The 17,773-nt window shown below is 65.7% G+C and carries 16 protein-coding genes; 14 read left to right on the plus strand and 2 right to left on the minus strand.

The genetic code is table 11. From position 1 onward, the window contains the following. Positions 1–96 precede the first annotated feature (96 nt). Positions 97–2,529, plus strand: a complete 2,433-nt coding sequence (gene gyrB / locus ACZ5TO_RS16935; protein WP_184145631.1) for a DNA topoisomerase (ATP-hydrolyzing) subunit B — start codon at positions 97–99, stop codon at positions 2,527–2,529. A gap of 42 nt (positions 2,530–2,571) precedes the next feature. Here the strand turns inward: gyrB and ACZ5TO_RS16940 are convergent, their stop codons facing one another. After that, on the minus strand, positions 2,572–3,165 hold the full coding sequence (locus tag ACZ5TO_RS16940; RefSeq protein ID WP_464798923.1) for a nitroreductase family protein: 594 nt from the start codon (positions 3,163–3,165) through the stop codon (positions 2,572–2,574). Positions 3,166–3,285: 120 nt separating this feature from the next. Between ACZ5TO_RS16940 and gabD the strand changes: the two genes are divergently transcribed. Further along, a complete protein-coding gene (gene gabD, locus ACZ5TO_RS16945) occupies positions 3,286–4,737 on the plus strand; it encodes an NADP-dependent succinate-semialdehyde dehydrogenase (protein ID WP_464798924.1) in 1,452 nt (483 codons plus the stop codon). A gap of 61 nt (positions 4,738–4,798) precedes the next feature. Then, positions 4,799–5,599: an aldolase/citrate lyase family protein gene (locus tag ACZ5TO_RS16950; protein ID WP_464798925.1), complete on the plus strand. Its 801-nt coding sequence runs from the start codon at positions 4,799–4,801 to the stop codon at positions 5,597–5,599. Positions 5,600–5,618: 19 nt separating this feature from the next. Here the strand turns inward: ACZ5TO_RS16950 and ACZ5TO_RS16955 are convergent, their stop codons facing one another. Further along, positions 5,619–6,497: a GntR family transcriptional regulator gene (locus ACZ5TO_RS16955; protein WP_464798926.1), complete on the minus strand. Its 879-nt coding sequence runs from the start codon at positions 6,495–6,497 to the stop codon at positions 5,619–5,621. A 177-nt stretch (positions 6,498–6,674) separates the two neighbouring features. On the opposite strand from ACZ5TO_RS16955, the gene ACZ5TO_RS16960 reads away from it, so the two are divergent. From ACZ5TO_RS16960 to trpB, 11 genes are all read left to right on the plus strand, one after another. After that, positions 6,675–7,694 (plus strand): aldo/keto reductase, encoded by a 1,020-nt coding sequence (locus tag ACZ5TO_RS16960; protein WP_464798927.1) that lies wholly within the window; start codon positions 6,675–6,677, stop codon positions 7,692–7,694. A gap of 22 nt (positions 7,695–7,716) precedes the next feature. Further along, the gene (locus tag ACZ5TO_RS16965; RefSeq protein WP_464798928.1) at positions 7,717–8,163 is read left to right on the plus strand and encodes an RbsD/FucU family protein; all 447 of its coding nucleotides are present in this window, start codon (positions 7,717–7,719) and stop codon (positions 8,161–8,163) included. A 210-nt stretch (positions 8,164–8,373) separates the two neighbouring features. Then, the gene (locus ACZ5TO_RS16970; RefSeq protein ID WP_184145624.1) at positions 8,374–9,360 is read left to right on the plus strand and encodes an ABC transporter substrate-binding protein; all 987 of its coding nucleotides are present in this window, start codon (positions 8,374–8,376) and stop codon (positions 9,358–9,360) included. A gap of 100 nt (positions 9,361–9,460) precedes the next feature. Beyond that, the gene (locus ACZ5TO_RS16975; protein WP_464798929.1) at positions 9,461–11,014 is read left to right on the plus strand and encodes a sugar ABC transporter ATP-binding protein; all 1,554 of its coding nucleotides are present in this window, start codon (positions 9,461–9,463) and stop codon (positions 11,012–11,014) included. A gap of 35 nt (positions 11,015–11,049) precedes the next feature. After that, positions 11,050–12,024 (plus strand): ABC transporter permease, encoded by a 975-nt coding sequence (locus tag ACZ5TO_RS16980; RefSeq protein WP_184145622.1) that lies wholly within the window; start codon positions 11,050–11,052, stop codon positions 12,022–12,024. Between the two features lie 81 nt (positions 12,025–12,105). Continuing rightward, positions 12,106–12,837, plus strand: coding sequence for an SDR family oxidoreductase (locus tag ACZ5TO_RS16985; protein WP_464798930.1), 732 nt, complete (start codon positions 12,106–12,108; stop codon positions 12,835–12,837). A 160-nt stretch (positions 12,838–12,997) separates the two neighbouring features. Then, positions 12,998–14,287 carry a polyhydroxyalkanoate depolymerase gene (phaZ, locus tag ACZ5TO_RS16990; protein ID WP_464798931.1) on the plus strand — a complete coding sequence of 430 codons (1,290 nt, stop codon included), beginning with the start codon at positions 12,998–13,000 and terminating at the stop codon, positions 14,285–14,287. Positions 14,288–14,415: 128 nt separating this feature from the next. Further along, entirely contained in the window at positions 14,416–14,853 is a 438-nt protein-coding gene (locus ACZ5TO_RS16995; protein ID WP_464798932.1) for a DUF2852 domain-containing protein, read from the plus strand. A gap of 192 nt (positions 14,854–15,045) precedes the next feature. Then, positions 15,046–15,807, plus strand: a complete 762-nt coding sequence (locus ACZ5TO_RS17000; protein WP_464798933.1) for a M48 family metallopeptidase — start codon at positions 15,046–15,048, stop codon at positions 15,805–15,807. Between the two features lie 70 nt (positions 15,808–15,877). After that, the gene (locus tag ACZ5TO_RS17005) at positions 15,878–16,552 is read left to right on the plus strand and encodes a phosphoribosylanthranilate isomerase (protein WP_464800414.1); all 675 of its coding nucleotides are present in this window, start codon (positions 15,878–15,880) and stop codon (positions 16,550–16,552) included. Then, the gene (gene trpB / locus ACZ5TO_RS17010) at positions 16,549–17,769 is read left to right on the plus strand and encodes a tryptophan synthase subunit beta (RefSeq protein ID WP_184145617.1); all 1,221 of its coding nucleotides are present in this window, start codon (positions 16,549–16,551) and stop codon (positions 17,767–17,769) included. The genes ACZ5TO_RS17005 and trpB overlap by 4 nt, the downstream gene beginning before the upstream one ends. The last annotated feature ends 4 nt before the right edge of the window (positions 17,770–17,773 follow it).

The following is a 17,773-nucleotide window of genomic DNA, read 5'->3' on the forward strand; positions in this document are numbered from 1 at the left end:
GAACTTGAGGGCAAAATCCCTATATTCGAAAGACCCGGAAAGCCGTGATTCGCCTGGCTTCTCCGCCTTCCGTGAGAACCCTGGAAAGACGTTTGAATGACTGACACACCCGAGACCGAAAACGGCCCGGCCGAGTATGGCGCAGATTCGATCAAGGTCCTGAAGGGGCTCGATGCGGTGCGCAAGCGCCCCGGCATGTATATCGGCGATACCGACGACGGCTCGGGCCTGCATCACATGGTCTACGAGGTGGTCGACAACGCGATCGACGAGGCGCTGGCCGGCCATGCCGACATCGTGACGGTGACGCTCAATGCGGACGGTTCGGTCACGGTGACGGACAACGGCCGCGGCATCCCGACCGACATCCACAAGGAAGAGGGCGTTTCGGCGGCCGAGGTCATCATGACCCAGCTCCATGCCGGCGGCAAGTTCGACCAGAATTCCTACAAGGTCTCCGGCGGCCTGCACGGCGTCGGCGTCTCGGTGGTGAACGCGCTTTCCGTCAAGCTGAAGCTGAAGATCCGCCGCGCCGGCAAGATCCACGAGATGAGCTTCACGCACGGCGTTGCCGACGGCCCACTGGCGGTGACGGGCGAGGCGGGTGGGGAGACCGGCACGGAAGTGACCTTCCTGCCCTCGACGGACACCTTCTCCAACATCGAATTCAACTATGCGACGCTGGAGCATCGCCTGCGCGAGCTCGCCTTCCTCAATTCCGGCGTGCGCATCCTCCTTACCGACCGCCGCCATTCGGACATCAGGCAGGACGAGCTGATGTACGAAGGTGGCCTCGAAGCCTTCGTCGCCTTTCTCGATCGCGCCAAGAAGCCGCTGGTCGAAAAGCCGATCGCCATTCGTGGCGAGAAGGACGGCATCACCGTCGAAGTCGCCATGTGGTGGAACGACAGCTACCACGAGAACGTGCTCTGCTTCACCAACAACATCCCGCAGCGCGACGGCGGCACGCATATGGCGGGCTTCCGCGGCGCGCTGACGCGCCAGGTCGTCTCCTATGCCGAAACCACCGGCATCATGAAGAAGGAAAAGGTCTCGCTGACCGGCGACGATTGCCGTGAAGGCCTCACCGCCGTTCTCTCGGTGAAGGTGCCGGATCCGAAGTTCTCCTCGCAGACCAAGGACAAGCTCGTCTCGTCCGAAGTCCGCCCGGTCGTCGAAAGCCTCGTCAATGAGGCGCTCTCCACCTGGCTGGAAGAGCATCCGGCCGATGCGAAGACGCTCGTCGGCAAGGTCGTCGAGGCCGCCGCGGCGCGTGAGGCCGCCCGCAAGGCGCGCGAACTGACGCGGCGCAAGGGCGCGCTCGACATCTCCTCGCTTCCCGGCAAGCTCGCAGACTGCTCCGAGCGCGACCCGGCCAAGTCCGAAGTCTTCCTTGTCGAGGGCGATTCGGCCGGCGGTTCGGCCAAGCAGGGACGCTCGCGGGAGAACCAGGCCATCCTGCCTCTGCGCGGGAAAATCCTCAATGTCGAGCGGGCGCGCTTCGACAAGATGCTATCCAGCCAGGAGATCGGCACGCTGATCACCGCGCTCGGCACCTCCATCGGCAAGGACGAGTTCAACGCCGACAAGCTGCGCTACCACAAGATCATCATCATGACGGACGCCGACGTCGACGGCGCCCATATCCGCACGCTGCTGCTCACATTCTTCTTCCGGCAGATGCCGGAGCTGATCGAGCGCGGCCATCTCTATATCGCCCAGCCGCCGCTCTATAAGGTCTCGCGCGGCAAATCGAGCCAGTACCTGAAGAACGAGAAGGCGCTGGAAGATTACCTGATCGGCGCCGGCCTCGACGATGCGGCGCTGGAGCTTTCCTCCGGCGAGGTGCGTGCCGGCCAGGATATCCTCGAGCTGATCCAGGACGCGCTGCGCCTGCGCACGCTGCTCGATGGCCTGCATTCTCGCTACAACCGTTCCATCGTCGAGCAGGCGGCGATCGCCGGCGCGCTGAACCTCGAGCTCAGTCACGACCGCGAAGGCTATGCGGCGATGGCGCAGGAAGTCGCCCGCCGCCTCGACCTCATCGCCGAGGAGACGGAACGCGGCTGGGAGGGCTCCGTCGCGGCGGATGGCGGCCTGCGCTTCGAGCGCATGGTGCGCGGCGTCAAGGAATTCGCCCATCTGGACATGGCGCTGATCGGCTCGTCCGACGCGCGCCATCTCGACCAGCTCGCTCCCCGCCTCAAGGAAACCTATGCGATGCCGCCGGTCCTGCGCCGCAAGGACGGGCAGACCGAGATCACCGGTCCGCGCGCCCTGCTGGATGCGATCTTCGCCGCCGGCCGCAAGGGCCTCTCCATGCAGCGCTACAAGGGCCTCGGCGAGATGAACGCCGAGCAGCTCTGGGAAACGACGCTCGACCCGAACGTCCGCTCGCTGCTGCAGGTGAAGGTTACGGATGCGACCGATGCCGACGGCCTCTTTGCCCGCCTGATGGGTGACGAGGTGGAGCCTCGCCGCGATTTCATCCAGGAAAACGCCCTCAGCGTCGCCAACCTCGACATCTGACGAGAGAGCCGCCGAAAGGCGGCTTTCTTTTTGCTAGCCGGCTCAGGAAGCGAAGCGGCCTTCCGAAACGAACTCCGTAACCGGCTTGCGCAAGCTCGGCACCTCGCGCTTCATCAGGTCTTCCGGCAGGGTCTCCTTCGGGGCGATCTTGCCGATGGCGACGGCCGCCTCCACGCGAAAACCTTCCGGAATGCCGAGCACCTCCATGGCTCTGGCGCGGTCGATGCCGCCCATGCCGTGGGCGTGATAGCCGGCATGGATCGCCTGGAGGGCGAGGCAGGCCCAGGCGGCACCCGTGTCGAAGGCGTGGGTATAGGCGGGCCGCATCTCGCCGTCGGCGCTCTTGCGGTGGGTCTGCGAGACGATCACGGCGAGGACGGAAGCCTTGTCCGCCCAGCGGCGATTGCCCTCGTCCAGCGTGGCGTAGATCCGGTCGAAGGCCTCGGTGCCGCGATGGCCGTAGATGAAGCGCCAGGGCTGGCCGTTGGCGGCCGAAGGCGCCCAGCGCGCGGCCTCGAACAGCGAAAGAAGCGTCTCGTGCGGCATGGCCTCGCCCGTGAAGGCGCGGGGCGACCAGCGGTCGAGAAAGATGGGGTCTATGGGGTGGTCGGCGATACGGCCGGTCGTCTCGGTCATTGCAAGCCTCGAATTTCCTGTCGCCGCCCGGCCTTCGACGCCATTGTCGAAGGGGCGGCGCAGGCAATATAACCGCTTGGACACGTCTTGGAACGGCATTGCGAAAATGGGAGAGATGCGATGAACCTCAAAGACCCGAGCCTGTTGCGGGAGGCGGCCCTTGTCGGCACGCGCTGGATCGAAGCCGATGGTGCCGGCATAGCGGTGACGAACCCGGCGACGGGCGAGCTGATCGGCCATGTGCCGAAACTGGGAGGCAAGGAGACGCGCGAGGCCATCGAGGCCGCCGCCGAGGCGCAGAAGGGCTGGGCCGCCCGCACGGCCAAGGAACGCGCCGGCGTGCTGCGCAGGTGGTTCGAGCTGATGATCGAGAACAAGGACGATCTCGGCCGCATCCTGACGGCGGAGCAGGGCAAGCCGCTTGCCGAGGCCACCGGCGAGATCGTCTATGGCGCGAGCTTCGTCGAATGGTTCGCCGAGGAAGCCCGCCGCCTCTACGGTGACATCGTGCCCGGCCACCAGAAGGACAAGCGCATCCTCGTCATGAAGCAGCCGGTCGGCGTCGTCGCGGCGATCACACCCTGGAACTTCCCGAACGCCATGATCACCCGCAAGGCGGGCCCCGCTTTTGCCGCCGGCTGCGCCATGGTGCTGAAGCCCGCCTCGCAGACGCCCTTCTCCGCCATCGCGATCGCCGTGCTCGCCGAGCGCGCCGGCCTTCCCGCCGGCCTCTTCTCGGTCGTCACGGGCTCGGCCCGCGAGATCGGCGCGGAACTGACGGCCAATCCCATCGTGCGCAAGCTCACCTTCACCGGCTCGACGGAGATCGGCGCGGAACTCTACAAGCAATGCGCCCCGACCATCAAGAAGCTCGGCCTCGAGCTCGGCGGCAATGCGCCCTTCATCGTCTTCGACGATGCCGATCTCGACGCGGCGGTGGAAGGCGCGCTGATCGCCAAGTTCCGCAACAACGGCCAGACCTGCGTGTGCGCCAACCGGCTCTATGTGCAGGACGCCGTCTATGACGCCTTCTCCGAAAAGCTCGCCGCCGCCGTCGGCAAATTGAAGACCGGCAACGGCTTCGACGAGGGCGTGGTGCTTGGGCCCCTCATCGACCAGGCGGCGCTCGACAAGGTCGAGGAGCATGTCTCCGACGCGGTGAAGAAGGGCGCGCGGGTCATCTCCGGCGGCAAGCGCCATGCGCTCGGCGGCACCTTCTACGAGGCGACGGTGATCGCCGACGTGACCAAGGACATGGCGGTGACGCGCGAGGAGACCTTCGGTCCCGTCGCGCCGCTTTTCCGTTTTTCGGACGAGAACGACGTCATCGCACAGGCGAACGACACGGAATTCGGCCTTGCCTCCTATTTCTACGCCAAGGACCTGTCGCGGGTGTTCCGCGTCGCCGAGGCGCTGGAATACGGCATGGTCGGCGTCAACACGGGCCTCATCTCGACGGCGGAAGCCCCGTTCGGCGGCGTAAAGCTCTCCGGTCTCGGCCGCGAGGGCTCGCGCTACGGCATCGAGGAATTCACCGAGATCAAATATGTCTGCCTCGGCGGCATCGCCTGAGGCAATTCTGCAATGACCCGGCCGGGCGTTCCGGCCGGCTTTTCATTTCGAGGGGAAGATCGTGGCAGCACCGAAAAATGCCTTCAAGGCCGCCCTTGCCGAAGGCCGGTTCCAGCTTGGCCTGTGGGTGGCGCTCGGCAGCGCCTATGCGGCCGAAATCCTGTCGACCAGCGGCTACGACTGGCTGCTGATCGACGGCGAGCACGGGCCCAACGACCTGCCGTCGATGGGCGCGCAGATCGGGGCGCTCCGCCATGCGCCGGCCCATGCCATGGTGCGCCCGCCGATGGGCGAGGCCTGGCTTTTGAAGCAACTGCTCGACCAGGGCGCCCAGACCTTCCTGATCCCGATGGTCGAATCGGCTGCGCAGGCCGAGGCGCTGGTGCGCGCGCTCCGCTATCCGCCGCACGGTATCCGCGGCGTCGGCGCGGGGCTCGGCCGGGCGAGCGATTTCAACCGCGTGCCGGACTATGTGACGACCGCCAATGCGGAGATTTGCCTGATCGTGCAGGTCGAGAGCCGGGCAGGCCTTGCCGCGATCGACGAGATCGCCGCCGTGGACGGGGTCGATGGCGTCTTCATCGGCCCCTCGGACCTTGCCGCGGACATGGGTCATCTCGGCAACCCCGGCGCGCCGGAGGTGCTGGCAGCGGTCACCCACGCCTTCGCGCGGATCAAGGCCCACGGCAAGGCACGGGGAATCATGACGGTCTCGCTGGCGCAGGCGGAAGTCTATCGCGATCTCGGCGCGGATTTCATGGCGATCGGCACCGACGTCAACTGTCTGGTTGCGGCGGTGGACGACCTGCGCCGACGCTTCCTCGGCGAGGCGCCGGCGACAGGCTCCGGCGGCGGCTACTGAGCCGCCGGCACCGCAGCGGTCAGTTGATCGATTGCAGCAGGGTCTCGCGCGCGGATTTCAGGTGCTGCCGGCAGGCGGTCTCGATGCCGGCCGCATCGCGCGAGCGCAACGCGGCGATATAGGCGAGATGCTCTTCCAGAGCCCGGGCGTTGCGTGCGCGGGCATTCGTCTTGTTCCACTGGTAATGGTAGTGGAAGACGATGGCGATCACGTCGTAGAAATCGACGATGAAGCGGTTCTTCGAGGCGCGATGCACCAGGAGGTGGAAGCGCTCGTCGAGCTCGGAGAAATCCGGATAGCGGGCCTCGATATCGGCGAGGATCTCATGGTGCACGGCCTCGATCGCGTCGAGCTCGCGCCAGGCCGGATGGTCCTCCGGCAGGTGGGCGAAGGCGGCGGCCGAGCGCAGCTCGAACATCTCGCGCACTTCCGTCAGCTCCAATGCGAATTCCCGGGTGAAACCCTTCAGCACCCAATGGCTGTTCGGCCGCTTCTCGATGAGGCCGAAGCGGCTGAAACGGATGAGGAATTCGCGGACGCTCGTGGTGCCGATGCCGATCTCGCGGGCAAGCTCCAGCTCGTTGATCTGCATGCCCGGCTGCGCCCCGCCGGCAAGGATCCGGCGCATGAAGCTGCGCTCGATGATCTCCGAGAGGGAATCGGTCTCTTCCGTCGGGAAGTAGTCGGCCGGCACGGGCTTGCGCAGCACGATCTTACGCCGCTTCTCCCAGGCGAGCAGGCCGACGTCCTCCAGCCGGGTCAGGATTGCCCGCACGGTTGTGCGGCTGACGCCGAGCGCGGCGCCGAGCTCCGGCTCGGACGGCAGGCTCGCCGTTTGCTCCAGAAGCTTCACGCAGCGATTGAAGGCATCCTTGAAGACGTTGTTCTGCTTGGCCATGGGTGCCGCCGGTTGTTGGGGTTCGCGTCCCTTAATGGCTGACCGGGCAAATGACCAGACGCGCCGTTCCCGTCATTCTCCCGTTTCCTCCTTCCTTCATATTACCCATTGACGGCATTCTGTCTATTGTCGATAAAAGACAAAAAGCCGGTGAGAGGACGCCGGCCGGGAGGAAGCATGAAGACGCGGACCATCGGGACGACGGGCCTTGCCGTGACCGAATTCAGTTTCGGCACCGCGGCGCTGGGCGGGCTTTACCGGGCCTGCCCGCGCGAGATTGCGATGGCGACGCTGGAGACCGCCTGGGACGAGGGCATCCGCTATTTCGATACGGCGCCCTGGTACGGCTTCGGCCTTGCCGAACGGCGCACCGGCGATTTCCTGCGCGGGAAGCCGAAGGGAAGCTACGTGCTTTCCACCAAGGTCGGCCGCATCATGGTTCCGGTCGCCGACGACAAGGTGCCGGACTACGGCTATGTCGATCCGCTGCCCTTCGACGTGCGCTACGACTACAGCTATGACGGCATCATGCGCTCGGTCGAGCTCAGCCATGCCCGCCTCGGCCTCAACCGCATCGATATCCTCTATGTGCACGATATCGGCGTCTATACGCACGGCGCCGAGCGCAATGCATTCCATCTGCGCCAATTGCTCGATTCGGGCCTCAAGGCGCTGGATGCGCTGAAATCCTCGGGCGCGATCCGCGCCTACGGCCTCGGCGTCAACGAGGTGCCGGTCTGCCTCGACGTGCTGCGGCAGGCCGATCTCGACTGCATCCTGCTTGCCGGCCGCTATACGTTGCTCGACCGCTCGGCCGTCGCCGAGCTCCTGCCGCTCTGCGAACGCAAGAAGACCTCGCTCGTCGTGGGCGGCGTCTTCAATTCCGGCATCCTGGCGACCGGCCCGGTGGCGGGCGCCCACTTCGACTACATGCCGGCAACACCGGAGATCGCCGGCAAGGTCGGCGCGATGGTGGAGATCGCCCGGGAGAGGGGCGTGCCGCTCGCCGCGCCCGCCCTGCAGTTTCCGCTGCAGAATCCGGCCGTCGCCTCGGTGCTGATCGGCACGGCTAGGCCGGACAGCCTCGGCCGCAACATGGCGCTCGCGCGAGAGCCGCTGCCGGCGGACATCTACCCGGCCTTCGAGCCCCACACGCTGGTCGCGCCGGAACTGGGGCTCGACGCCGTCCGGCAATAGTTTCGAGGAGGATCGTATCCGCATGTTGAAAGGCATTCACCCCCTGCTCGGTCCGGATCTCCTGCATGCGCTGAGAACCATGGGCCACGGCGACGAGATCGTCATCGCCGACGCCAATTTCCCGTCGAGCTTTCTCGGCCCGGACGTCATCCGCGCGGATGGTGTCGATGCCGTCGCCATGACAGAGGCGGTGCTGGCGCACATGCCGCTCGACACGTTCGTGCCCGAGGCCGCCTGGCGCATGGAGGTGGTGGGGGATCCGGCGGCGGTGCCGGAGGTCTGCGCCACCTTCCAGGATCTCGTCCATCGGCTGGCGGGCGACTTCACCGTCCATTCGCTGGAGCGCTTTGCCTTCTACGAGCGGGCGAAGGCAGCGGCCGTTATCGTCGCCACGACGGAATTCCGGCTTTACGGCAACCTCATTTTGAAGAAAGGTGTCGTGCTTCCGCAGGAGGTCCACCGGGTCTGAACCCCGGCGGCCACCGTTTGGGAGGACGGTGCGAATGGACGGGAATGCCTGTAAAGACAGCGTTTTTTCGAGAATCCACCCGCTTGCCAAGCGAAAGGAGCGGGTGTAGCCTGCGATAGAAATGTTTTTTATCGATAAAAGATCGAGTTGTCCGCTTCCTGCAACCCGATCCCCAAAGGAGGACAGGAAGCACCTGAGAGGAGAACATAAATGAGCATTGTAAGATCGCTTCTGACCCGCCGCGCCTTCACCGCGCTTGCAGGTGCCGCAGTCCTCGCAACCATGACCCCTGCCGCCTCCATGGCTCAGGATGTCACCATCCCGATCATCGTCAAGGACACGACGTCCTTCTACTGGCAGATCGTGCTCGCCGGTGCGCGCCAGGCCGGCAAGGACCTCGGCGTCAACGTGCCGGAACTCGGCGCGCAGTCGGAATCCGACATCAACGGCCAGATCAGCATCCTTGAAAACGCCGTGGCCGGCGGCCCTGCCGCCGTCGTCATCTCGCCGACGGAATTCAAGGCGCTCGGCAAGCCGGTCGACGAGGCGGCCAAGTCCGTTCCGATCATCGGCATCGACTCGGCGGCCGATTCCAAGGCCTTCACCTCGTTCCTGACGACCGACAACGTCCAGGGCGGCCGCATCGCCGCTGACGGCCTTGCCGCCGCCATCAAGGCCGCGACCGGCAAGGAAGAGGGCAAGATCGCCATCATCACCAGCCTTCCGGGCGTCGGATCGCTCGACCAGCGCCGCGAAGGCTTCCTCGACCAGGTCAAGACCAAGTATCCGGGCCTCGAAGTGGTTGCCGACAAGTATGCGGACGGTCAGGCCACCACCGGCCTCAACATGATGACCGACCTCATCACCGCCAATCCCGACCTCGTCGGCGTCTTCGCCTCCAACCTCATCATGGCGCAGGGCGTCGGCCAGGCGATCGCGGAGAACAAGCTCGGCGACAAGATCAAGGTCATCGGCTTCGACTCGGATGAAAAGACGGTCGGCTTCCTCAAGGAAGGCGTGCTGGCCGGCCTCGTCGTGCAGGACCCCTACCGCATGGGCTACGACGGCGTGAAGACGGCGCTCGCCGCCTCCAAGAAGGAGAAGGTCGAAGCCTTCGTCGACACCGGCGCGAACCTCGTGACCAAGGACAACATGTCCGACCCGAAGATCGACGCGCTTCTCAACCCGAAGATCTGATCGCATCGGGTCACGTTTGACGATCACCCGCCCGGGCCGCATGATCCGGGCGGACGTTTTCCGTCTAAGTCAGGCCGTCTAAGTCAGGGAGGAGAGGGCGATGAGCAGCCTTCAGGAGCTAAGTCACCGGCATGAGGACGAGGCCAAGCTCGCCGAATCCGAAACGGTGCCGCGGGGCGCCCCGATCCTCGAAATGCGCGGCCTGCAGAAGAAATACGGTTTCGTCGAGGCGCTGAAGCCGGCGACGATCACCTTCCTTGCCGGCGAGATCCACGCCATCGTCGGGGAGAACGGCGCCGGCAAGTCCACCCTCATCAAGCTGCTCACCGGTGTCATCCGCCGCACGGCCGGCGAGGTGCTGTGGTGCGGCAAGCCCGTGCAGCTTGCAACGCCGACCGAGGCGATTTCCCGCGGCATCAATGCCGTGCACCAGGAGGTCGTGCTCTGCCCGCACCTTTCGGTCGCGGCCAACATGTTCCTCGGCGACGAATTGAACCGCAACGGGCTGATGCGCAAGCGCGCCATGGAGCGCGCCGCCCAGGCCGTTCTCGACGATCTCGGCTTCCAGCTTCCCGCCGCCGCCGTGCTCAGCAGCCTCACCATCGGCCAGCAGCAGCTTGTCGCGACGGCACGGGCCGCCATGCGCGGCATCCGCTTCCTCATCTTCGACGAGCCGACCGCCTATCTCACGCGCCAGGAATCGGCCCAGCTCTTCCGGCTCATCCGCCGGCTGCGCGAGGAAGGTGTCACCATCGTCTATATCAGCCACCGCATGGAAGAGGTCTTCGAGCTTGCCGACCGCGTCTCGGTGCTGCGCGACGGCACCCATGTCGGCACGCGCCTCATCGGCGAGACGAACGAGAACGAGCTGATCGCCCTGATGATCAACCGCTCGATCGAGCAGATCTACCACAAGGAGAAGGTGCCGGCCGGCGATGTGATCGTCGAGACCCGCGGCCTTTCGGGGCCGGGCTTCGAGGACATCTCCCTTTCGGTGCGGTCGGGCGAGATCGTCGGCCTCTACGGTCTCATCGGCGCGGGGCGCAGCGAATTCGCGCTCGGCCTCTACGGCCGCCAGCCCGTCACCGCGGGCGAGATCTTCTGGGACGGCAAGAAGGTCGCCATCCCCAACGAGCGCACGGCCATGGACCTCGGTATCGCGCTCGCGCCGGAAAGCCGCCGCGACCAGGGGCTCTGCCTCAACCTGCCGATCGGCCTCAACATCAACCTGCCGGTCTTCCGCAGGCTGAGTTCGGGGCCGGTGATCCGCCGCCGCGACGAGGCGGAGAACGCCGACCGGCAGATCCGCAACCTCGCCATCAAGACCCCGTCGCGGGCCGTGCTCGCCTCGGCCATGTCCGGCGGCAACCAGCAGAAGATCGTCATCGGCAAGTGGCTGAGCCACGGCGCCCGCCTCTTCATCTTCGACGAGCCGACCGTGGGCGTCGACGTCGGCACCAAGGCGGAGATCTACCGCCTGTTCGGCGAACTCCTGAGACAGGGCGCCGGCATCATCCTCATTTCGTCCTACCTGCCGGAAGTCTACGAACTGTCGGACCGGCTGCACGTCTTCCGCGGCGGCCGGCTCGTCGCCAGCCACGATCACCGGGCCGCTTCCCATGAGGACGTCCTGACCCAGGCCATCGGCGCCTGAGCCGCCGCGCAAAGAAAAAGAAGAGGGAGAAACACATGAGCGTGGAAACCACCACGGAAAGCGCACCGGCGCCGAAAAAGGGAACGAACATCCTGCTCGGACTCACGCTGCTCGGGCTTCTTCTGGCGCTATGGCTGGCGCTCGGCCTTGCGACCCATGCCTTCTGGTCGCCGAACAACATCTCGAACCTCCTGCGCCAAGGGGCGATGACGGCGATCCTGGCGGTCGGCCAGACCTTCGTCATCATCACGGCGGGCATCGACCTTTCGGTCGGTGCGATCGTCGGCTTCACCAGCGTCATCGTCGCCTGGCTGCTGCAGGCCGGGGTGCCGCTGTGGCTCTCGATCCTCCTGACGCTGCTGATCGGCGTCGCCATCGGCGCCTTCCACGGCTTCGGCATCGTGCGCATGGGCCTGCCGCCCTTCATCATCACGCTGGCGACGCTGACCTCGCTGCGCGGCATCGGCCTGCTCATCACCAACGGCTCGACCATCTCGATCAGCCACGAGGGCTTCACCAATTTCTCGCGGGCCGATTTCCTCGGCGTGCCGAGCCTCTTCTGGATGGTGATCCTGGTGGCGATCCCCGCCTTCGTCTACCTGCACCTCTCCCGCTTCGGCCGCTATCTCTTCGCGGTCGGCTCGAACAGCGAGGCGGCGCGCCTTTCCGGCGTCAACGTCAACCGCACGATCTATCTCGCCTATATCCTCTCGGCCACCTGCGCGGCCCTCGTCGGCGTGCTGCTCGCCTCGCGCATCGGCATCGGCAACGCCACGCAGGCGGAAGGCTGGGAACTCCAGGCGATCGCCTCTTCGGTGATCGGCGGCACCAGCCTGTTCGGCGCGGTCGGCTCGGTGCACGGGCCGCTCCTCGGCGCCTTCATCCTGGCGACGATCAACAACGGCGCGAACCTGCTCAACGTCAATTCGTTCTGGCAGCGCATCATCACGGGCCTGCTGATCATCGTCATCGTCTATTTCGACCAGTTGCGCCGCCGCGGAACCCGTTAGAACGAAACCCATCGCCTGCGGGGATACCCGCGGGCCGAATCCGGCCTTTCGAGGCCATCATGCGCAGACTGGAGTGACATCATGAGCAATCTCGAAGGCAAGACCGTTCTGGTGACGGCGGCGGGGCAGGGCATCGGGCGGGCATCCGCGCTCGCCTTCCAGCGCGCCGGCGCGACGGTGCTTGCCACGGATATCAACGCGGGGGCCCTCGCGAGCCTTGCCGACGAGAGCGGCATCGCCACCCGCATCCTCAACGTGCTGGACGACGCGGCCGTCTCCGCCGTCATCGGCGAAGCCGGCCTGATCGACGTGCTCTTCAACTGCGCCGGCGTCGTGCACGGCGGCACGATCCTCGACATGAAGCAGGACGACCTTGCCTTCGCCTGGAACCTCAACGTGCTCGCCATGGTGCGCACCATCCAGGCCGTGCTGCCCGGCATGCTGGAGCGCGGCGACGGCGCCATCATCAACATGGCCTCGGTCGCGTCCAGCGTGAAGGGCGTGCCGAACCGCTTCGCCTACAGCACCACCAAGGCGGCCGTCATCGGCCTCACCAAGTCCGTCGCGGCCGACTATGTGGCCAGGGGCGTCCGCTGCAACGCCATCTGCCCCGGCACCGTGGAAAGCCCCTCGCTGCAGGACCGCATGCGGGCCGGCGGCGACTACGATGCCGCCCGCGCCGCCTTCATATCCCGCCAGCCGATGGGCCGCATCGGCACCCCCGAGGAGGTCGCCGATCTCGCGGTGCACCTTGCCGGCGCCAGCTACACGACCGGCCAGGCCTATGTCATCGACGGCGGCTGGACGGGCTGACGGCGCGTTCATGTTCGCGAAAGGTCCGCAGGACTAGGATGGCGGTGTGGCATGTTGCCACGCAGCGAAAAGATGCTTACTCTTTTCGCATCTGCGGAAACCGGGTGAAGGCGGTGCAGGGGGCGCAAGGCCCCGCACCGGAAAATGGGATACGCGTCCGATGTATTATCAGCTCTATGAATTCAATCATGCCGCCATGGCCCCCTGGCATGCCATGGCCGACCAGATGCGCATCGCCTTCCGAAACCCGCTCAATCCGCTGTCGCACACCTATTTCGGGCGCACCGTCGCCGCCGGCTTCGAGGTGCTGGAGCGCACCACCCGGCGCTACGGCAAGCCGGAATTCGGCCTTTCCGAGACGGTGATCGGCGACAGGACGGTCTCGGTGCACGAGAAGATCGTCTGGCAGCAGCCCTTCTGCAATCTCATCCATTTCGAGCGCTGTCTGCCGGCCGGCCACCGCAACGATCCGAAGATCCTCATCGTCGCGCCGATGTCCGGCCACTATGCGACGCTCCTGCGCGGCACCGTCGAGGCGCTGCTGCCCCATGCGGAAGTGCACATCACCGACTGGGTCGACGCGCGCATGGTGCCGCTCGCCGAAGGCGGCTTCGACCTCGACGACTATATCGACTACGTCATCGAGATGCTGCATGCGCTGGGGCCGGATACCCATGTGATCGCCGTCTGCCAGCCGGCGGTGCCGGTTCTGGCCGCCGTCTCTGTCATGGAGGCGGACAACGATCCGCTCTCGCCCTCCACCATGACGCTGATGGGCGGGCCGATCGATACGCGCATCAACCCGACCGCCGTCAACCAGCTCGCCAAGGAAAAGCCGATCGAGTGGTTCCGCGACAATGTCGTCATGCCCGTGCCGTGGCCGCAGCCCGGCTTCATGCGCATGGTCTATCCGGGCTTCCTGCAGCTCTCCGGCTTCATGTCGATGAACCTCGACCGCCACGTCATCGCCCACAAGGAGTTCTTCGCCCATCTGGTGAAGAACGACGGCGACGCGGCGGAGAAGCACCGCGACTTCTACGACGAATATCTCGCCGTCATGGACCTGACGGCCGAATTCTACCTCCAGACGGTCGAGACCGTCTTCATGCGCCACGCCCTGCCGAAGGGCGAGATGATGCACCGCGACCGCCCCGTCGACACGACGGCGATCCGCAAGGTGGCGCTGCTCACCGTCGAGGGCGAGAACGACGACATTTCCGGCGTCGGCCAGACCGAGGCGGCGCAGACCATCTGCACCAACATCCCCGATCACATGCGCCTGCACTACATGCAGCCCGATGTCGGCCACTACGGCGTCTTCAACGGCTCGCGCTTCCGCAAGGAGATCGCCCCGCGCATCCTCTCCTTCATCGAGGAGCATGCCCGCACCGGCAAGGCAAAGCCGGCGCCGCGCGTCATCAGGGGCGGCAAGGCCGGCAGCGCCGCCTGATTTTCCGGGCCCGTTTCAGGCACTTGCCCGAATTCCGGGCGTCTTGCCTTGAACGTGCCCGGCGCTCTGCCCACATCGGATTCACCGGAAACCGGGGTGGTTTCCGCCGATCGTGAGGAAGATTGCACATGAACCAGTCAGCACTGATCCGTCCGGACTGGACGCCTGCGACCATCGCCCTGATGGTGCTGGGCTTCGTGGTGTTCTGGCCGCTCGGCCTTGCCATGCTTGCCTACATCATCTTCGGCGACCGCCTGAAAACCTTCAAGAAAGACGCCAACGACACCATGGACGGCATGTTCGCCTCCTGCCGCGGCAGGTTCCGCGGCGGTCGCGGCCGTCATCCCTTCCGCAACGCCACCGGCAATGGTGCCTTCGACGACTGGCGTGACGCCGAGCTCGCCCGCCTCGACGAGGAGCGCCGCAAGCTGGACGAGATGCGCGAGGAATTCGACGCCTATGTCCGCGAACTGCGCCGCGCCAAGGACCAGGAGGAGTTCGACCGCTTCATGCGCGAACGCCGGGCCGAAGGCAAAGGCGACGTCCCGGGTTTCCCGGCGAACTAATCCCGCCCTCTCCGTCATCCTCGGGCTTGACCCGAGGATCCACCGCCTCACCCGCGGCATGGATGGTCGGGTCAAGCCCGACCATGACGAGGAGAGGGAAGCGGGCAACCACGGAAGATCAACCGGCGCCTTCCCGCGCCGGTTTTTCGTTGAAGCGTTTCAGCCGTCATCGAATCGGCTATGAAAGGCAGCATGTTCCCGTCCCTTCGCAAGCCCCGAAAGGCCCTGAAGACGCCGCCTCCGCCGGAGAGGCGCGAGATCGACGTCAACGGCCGGCGCCTGCCGCTCACTATCCGGCGGGATTTTCGCGCGACGCGCCTGACGCTGCGCATCGAGCCGGGCGGCCGGGCGCTGCGCATGACGGTGCCGAACGGCATTGCCGAGCGCGACATCCGCGATTTCCTCGACCGCCATCAGGGCTGGCTGATGACGAAGCTTGCGAAATTCCGCACGACGAACGAACTGGCCGACGGCGGCTATGTGATGATCCGCGGCGTCGCCCACCGCATCGAGGCGACGGGCCGGCTGCGCGGGCTGACGGAGGCCGTCGTCGTCGACGACGAGGCGGTGCTGCGTGTCGGTGGCATGGAGGAGAGCATCCCCCGCCGCATCTGCGATTTCCTCAAGAAAGAGGCGCGGCTGGAGCTGGAACGGCTCGTCGCCGTCCATACCGGCCGCAGCGGCAGGAAGGTGAAATCCCTGACGCTGCGCGATACGCGCAGCCGCTGGGGCTCCTGCTCGGCCGATGGCGCGCTCAGCTTCTCCTGGCGCATCGCCATGGCCCCGCCCCATGTCATCGACTATCTCGCCGCCCATGAGGTGGCGCATCTCACCGAAATGAACCACAGCCCTGCCTTCTGGGCGCTCTGCGAAAGGCTCTGCCCGGCGACGGAGGAGGCCAAGCGCTGGCTGAAGCGCAACGGCAGCCTGCTGCATGCCGTGGATTTCGGCTGAGGCGGCGACGGACCTATTGCCGCCGTCTTTCGGCTCGACTCTTCCGGTGATTCGTGCAACTTCCTCCGCCATGAGACTGGACATCAAGATCTGCGGGCTGAAGACCGAGGAGGCCGTCGACAGGGCGGTCGCGCTCGGCGCGAGCCATATCGGCTTCATCTTCTTTCCGAAAAGCCCGCGCAATATCGAGCCGTCCGACGCGGGCCGCCTTGCTGCGCGCATTCGCGGCCGTGCGAAGGTCGTTGCCGTCACCGTGGATGCCGACAGCGACCTGCTCGATGAGATCGTCCACGAGGTTTCGCCCGATATCCTGCAACTGCACGGCAAGGAGAGCCCGGAGCGGCTTTTGACAGTCAAGGCGGTCTACGGCTTGCCCGTCATGAAGGCCTTTTCGGTGCGCGAGGCGGACGACCTGAAGAGGGTCGATCCCTATATCGGCATCGCTGACCGTTTCCTCTTCGATGCCAAGCCGCCGGCGGGCTCCGAGCTTCCGGGCGGCAATGGCGTCTCCTTCGACTGGAAACTCATGCATCTGCTTGACGGAAGCGTCGATTACATGCTTTCCGGTGGGCTGAACAAGGATAACATCGCCGAAGCCATCCGGCTCACCGGCGCACCGGGCATCGACGTCAGTTCCGGCGTCGAGAGCGCACCGGGCGTCAAGGACCCCGGCCTGATGGAAGCGTTTTTTGAAGCGGCACGAAAGGCGGAATTCGAGGCCGCCGCCGCAGGGAGCGATACGTGAACCAGCCAATCAACCTCAATTCGTTCCGCGAAGGCCCGGACGAGGACGGCCGTTTCGGCATCTTCGGCGGCCGTTTCGTTGCCGAAACCCTGATGCCGCTGATCCTCGACCTGCAGGCCGAGTGGAACAAGGCGAAGACCGATCCCGCCTTCCAGGCGGAGCTGAAGGACCTCGGCGCCCACTATATCGGCCGCCCGAGCCCGCTTTATTATGCCGAACGCCTGACGCAGCATCTCGGCGGCGCGAAGATCTATTTCAAGCGCGAGGAGCTGAACCACACCGGCTCGCACAAGATCAACAACTGCATCGGCCAGATCCTGCTTGCCCGGCGCATGGGCAAGACGCGCATCATCGCGGAAACCGGCGCCGGCCAGCATGGCGTGGCCTCGGCCACCGTCGCTGCCCGCTTCGGCCTGCCCTGCGTCGTCTACATGGGCGCGACGGACGTCGAGCGCCAGGCGCCGAACGTCTTCCGCATGAAGCTGCTCGGTGCCGAGGTGAAGCCCGTCACGGCCGGCAGCGGCACGCTGAAGGACGCCATGAACGAGGCGCTGCGCGACTGGGTCACCAATGTCGACGACACCTATTACCTGATCGGCACGGCCGCCGGCCCGCATCCCTATCCGGAGCTGGTGCGCGATTTCCAGGCGGTGATCGGCCAGGAGGCCCGCGAGCAGATCCTCGCCGCCGAAGGCCGCCTGCCGGACATGGTAATCGCTGCCGTCGGCGGCGGCTCCAACGCCATCGGCATCTTCCACCCGTTCCTCGACGACAAGGACGTTCAGATCGTCGGCGTCGAAGCGGGCGGCAAGGGCCTCGACGGCGAGGAGCATTGCGCCTCGCTGACTGCCGGCTCCCCGGGCGTCCTCCACGGCAACCGCACCTACCTGCTGCAGGACGCGGACGGCCAGATCAAGGAAGGCCATTCCATCTCCGCCGGCCTCGATTATCCCGGCATCGGCCCCGAGCACGCCTGGCTGCACGATACCGGCCGCGCCGAATACGTGCCGATCATGGACGACGAGGCGCTGGAAGCCTTCCAGCTCCTGACGAAGCTCGAAGGCATCATCCCGGCGCTGGAGCCGAGCCATGCCGTCGCCGAGGTGATCAAGCGCGCGCCGAAGATGCGCAAGGACCAGATCATCGTGATGAACCTCTCCGGCCGCGGCGACAAGGATATCTTCACCGTCGGCAAGATCCTCGGCATGGAGCTTTGAGACT

Source organism: Shinella sp. Sh6 (assembly GCF_055392685.1).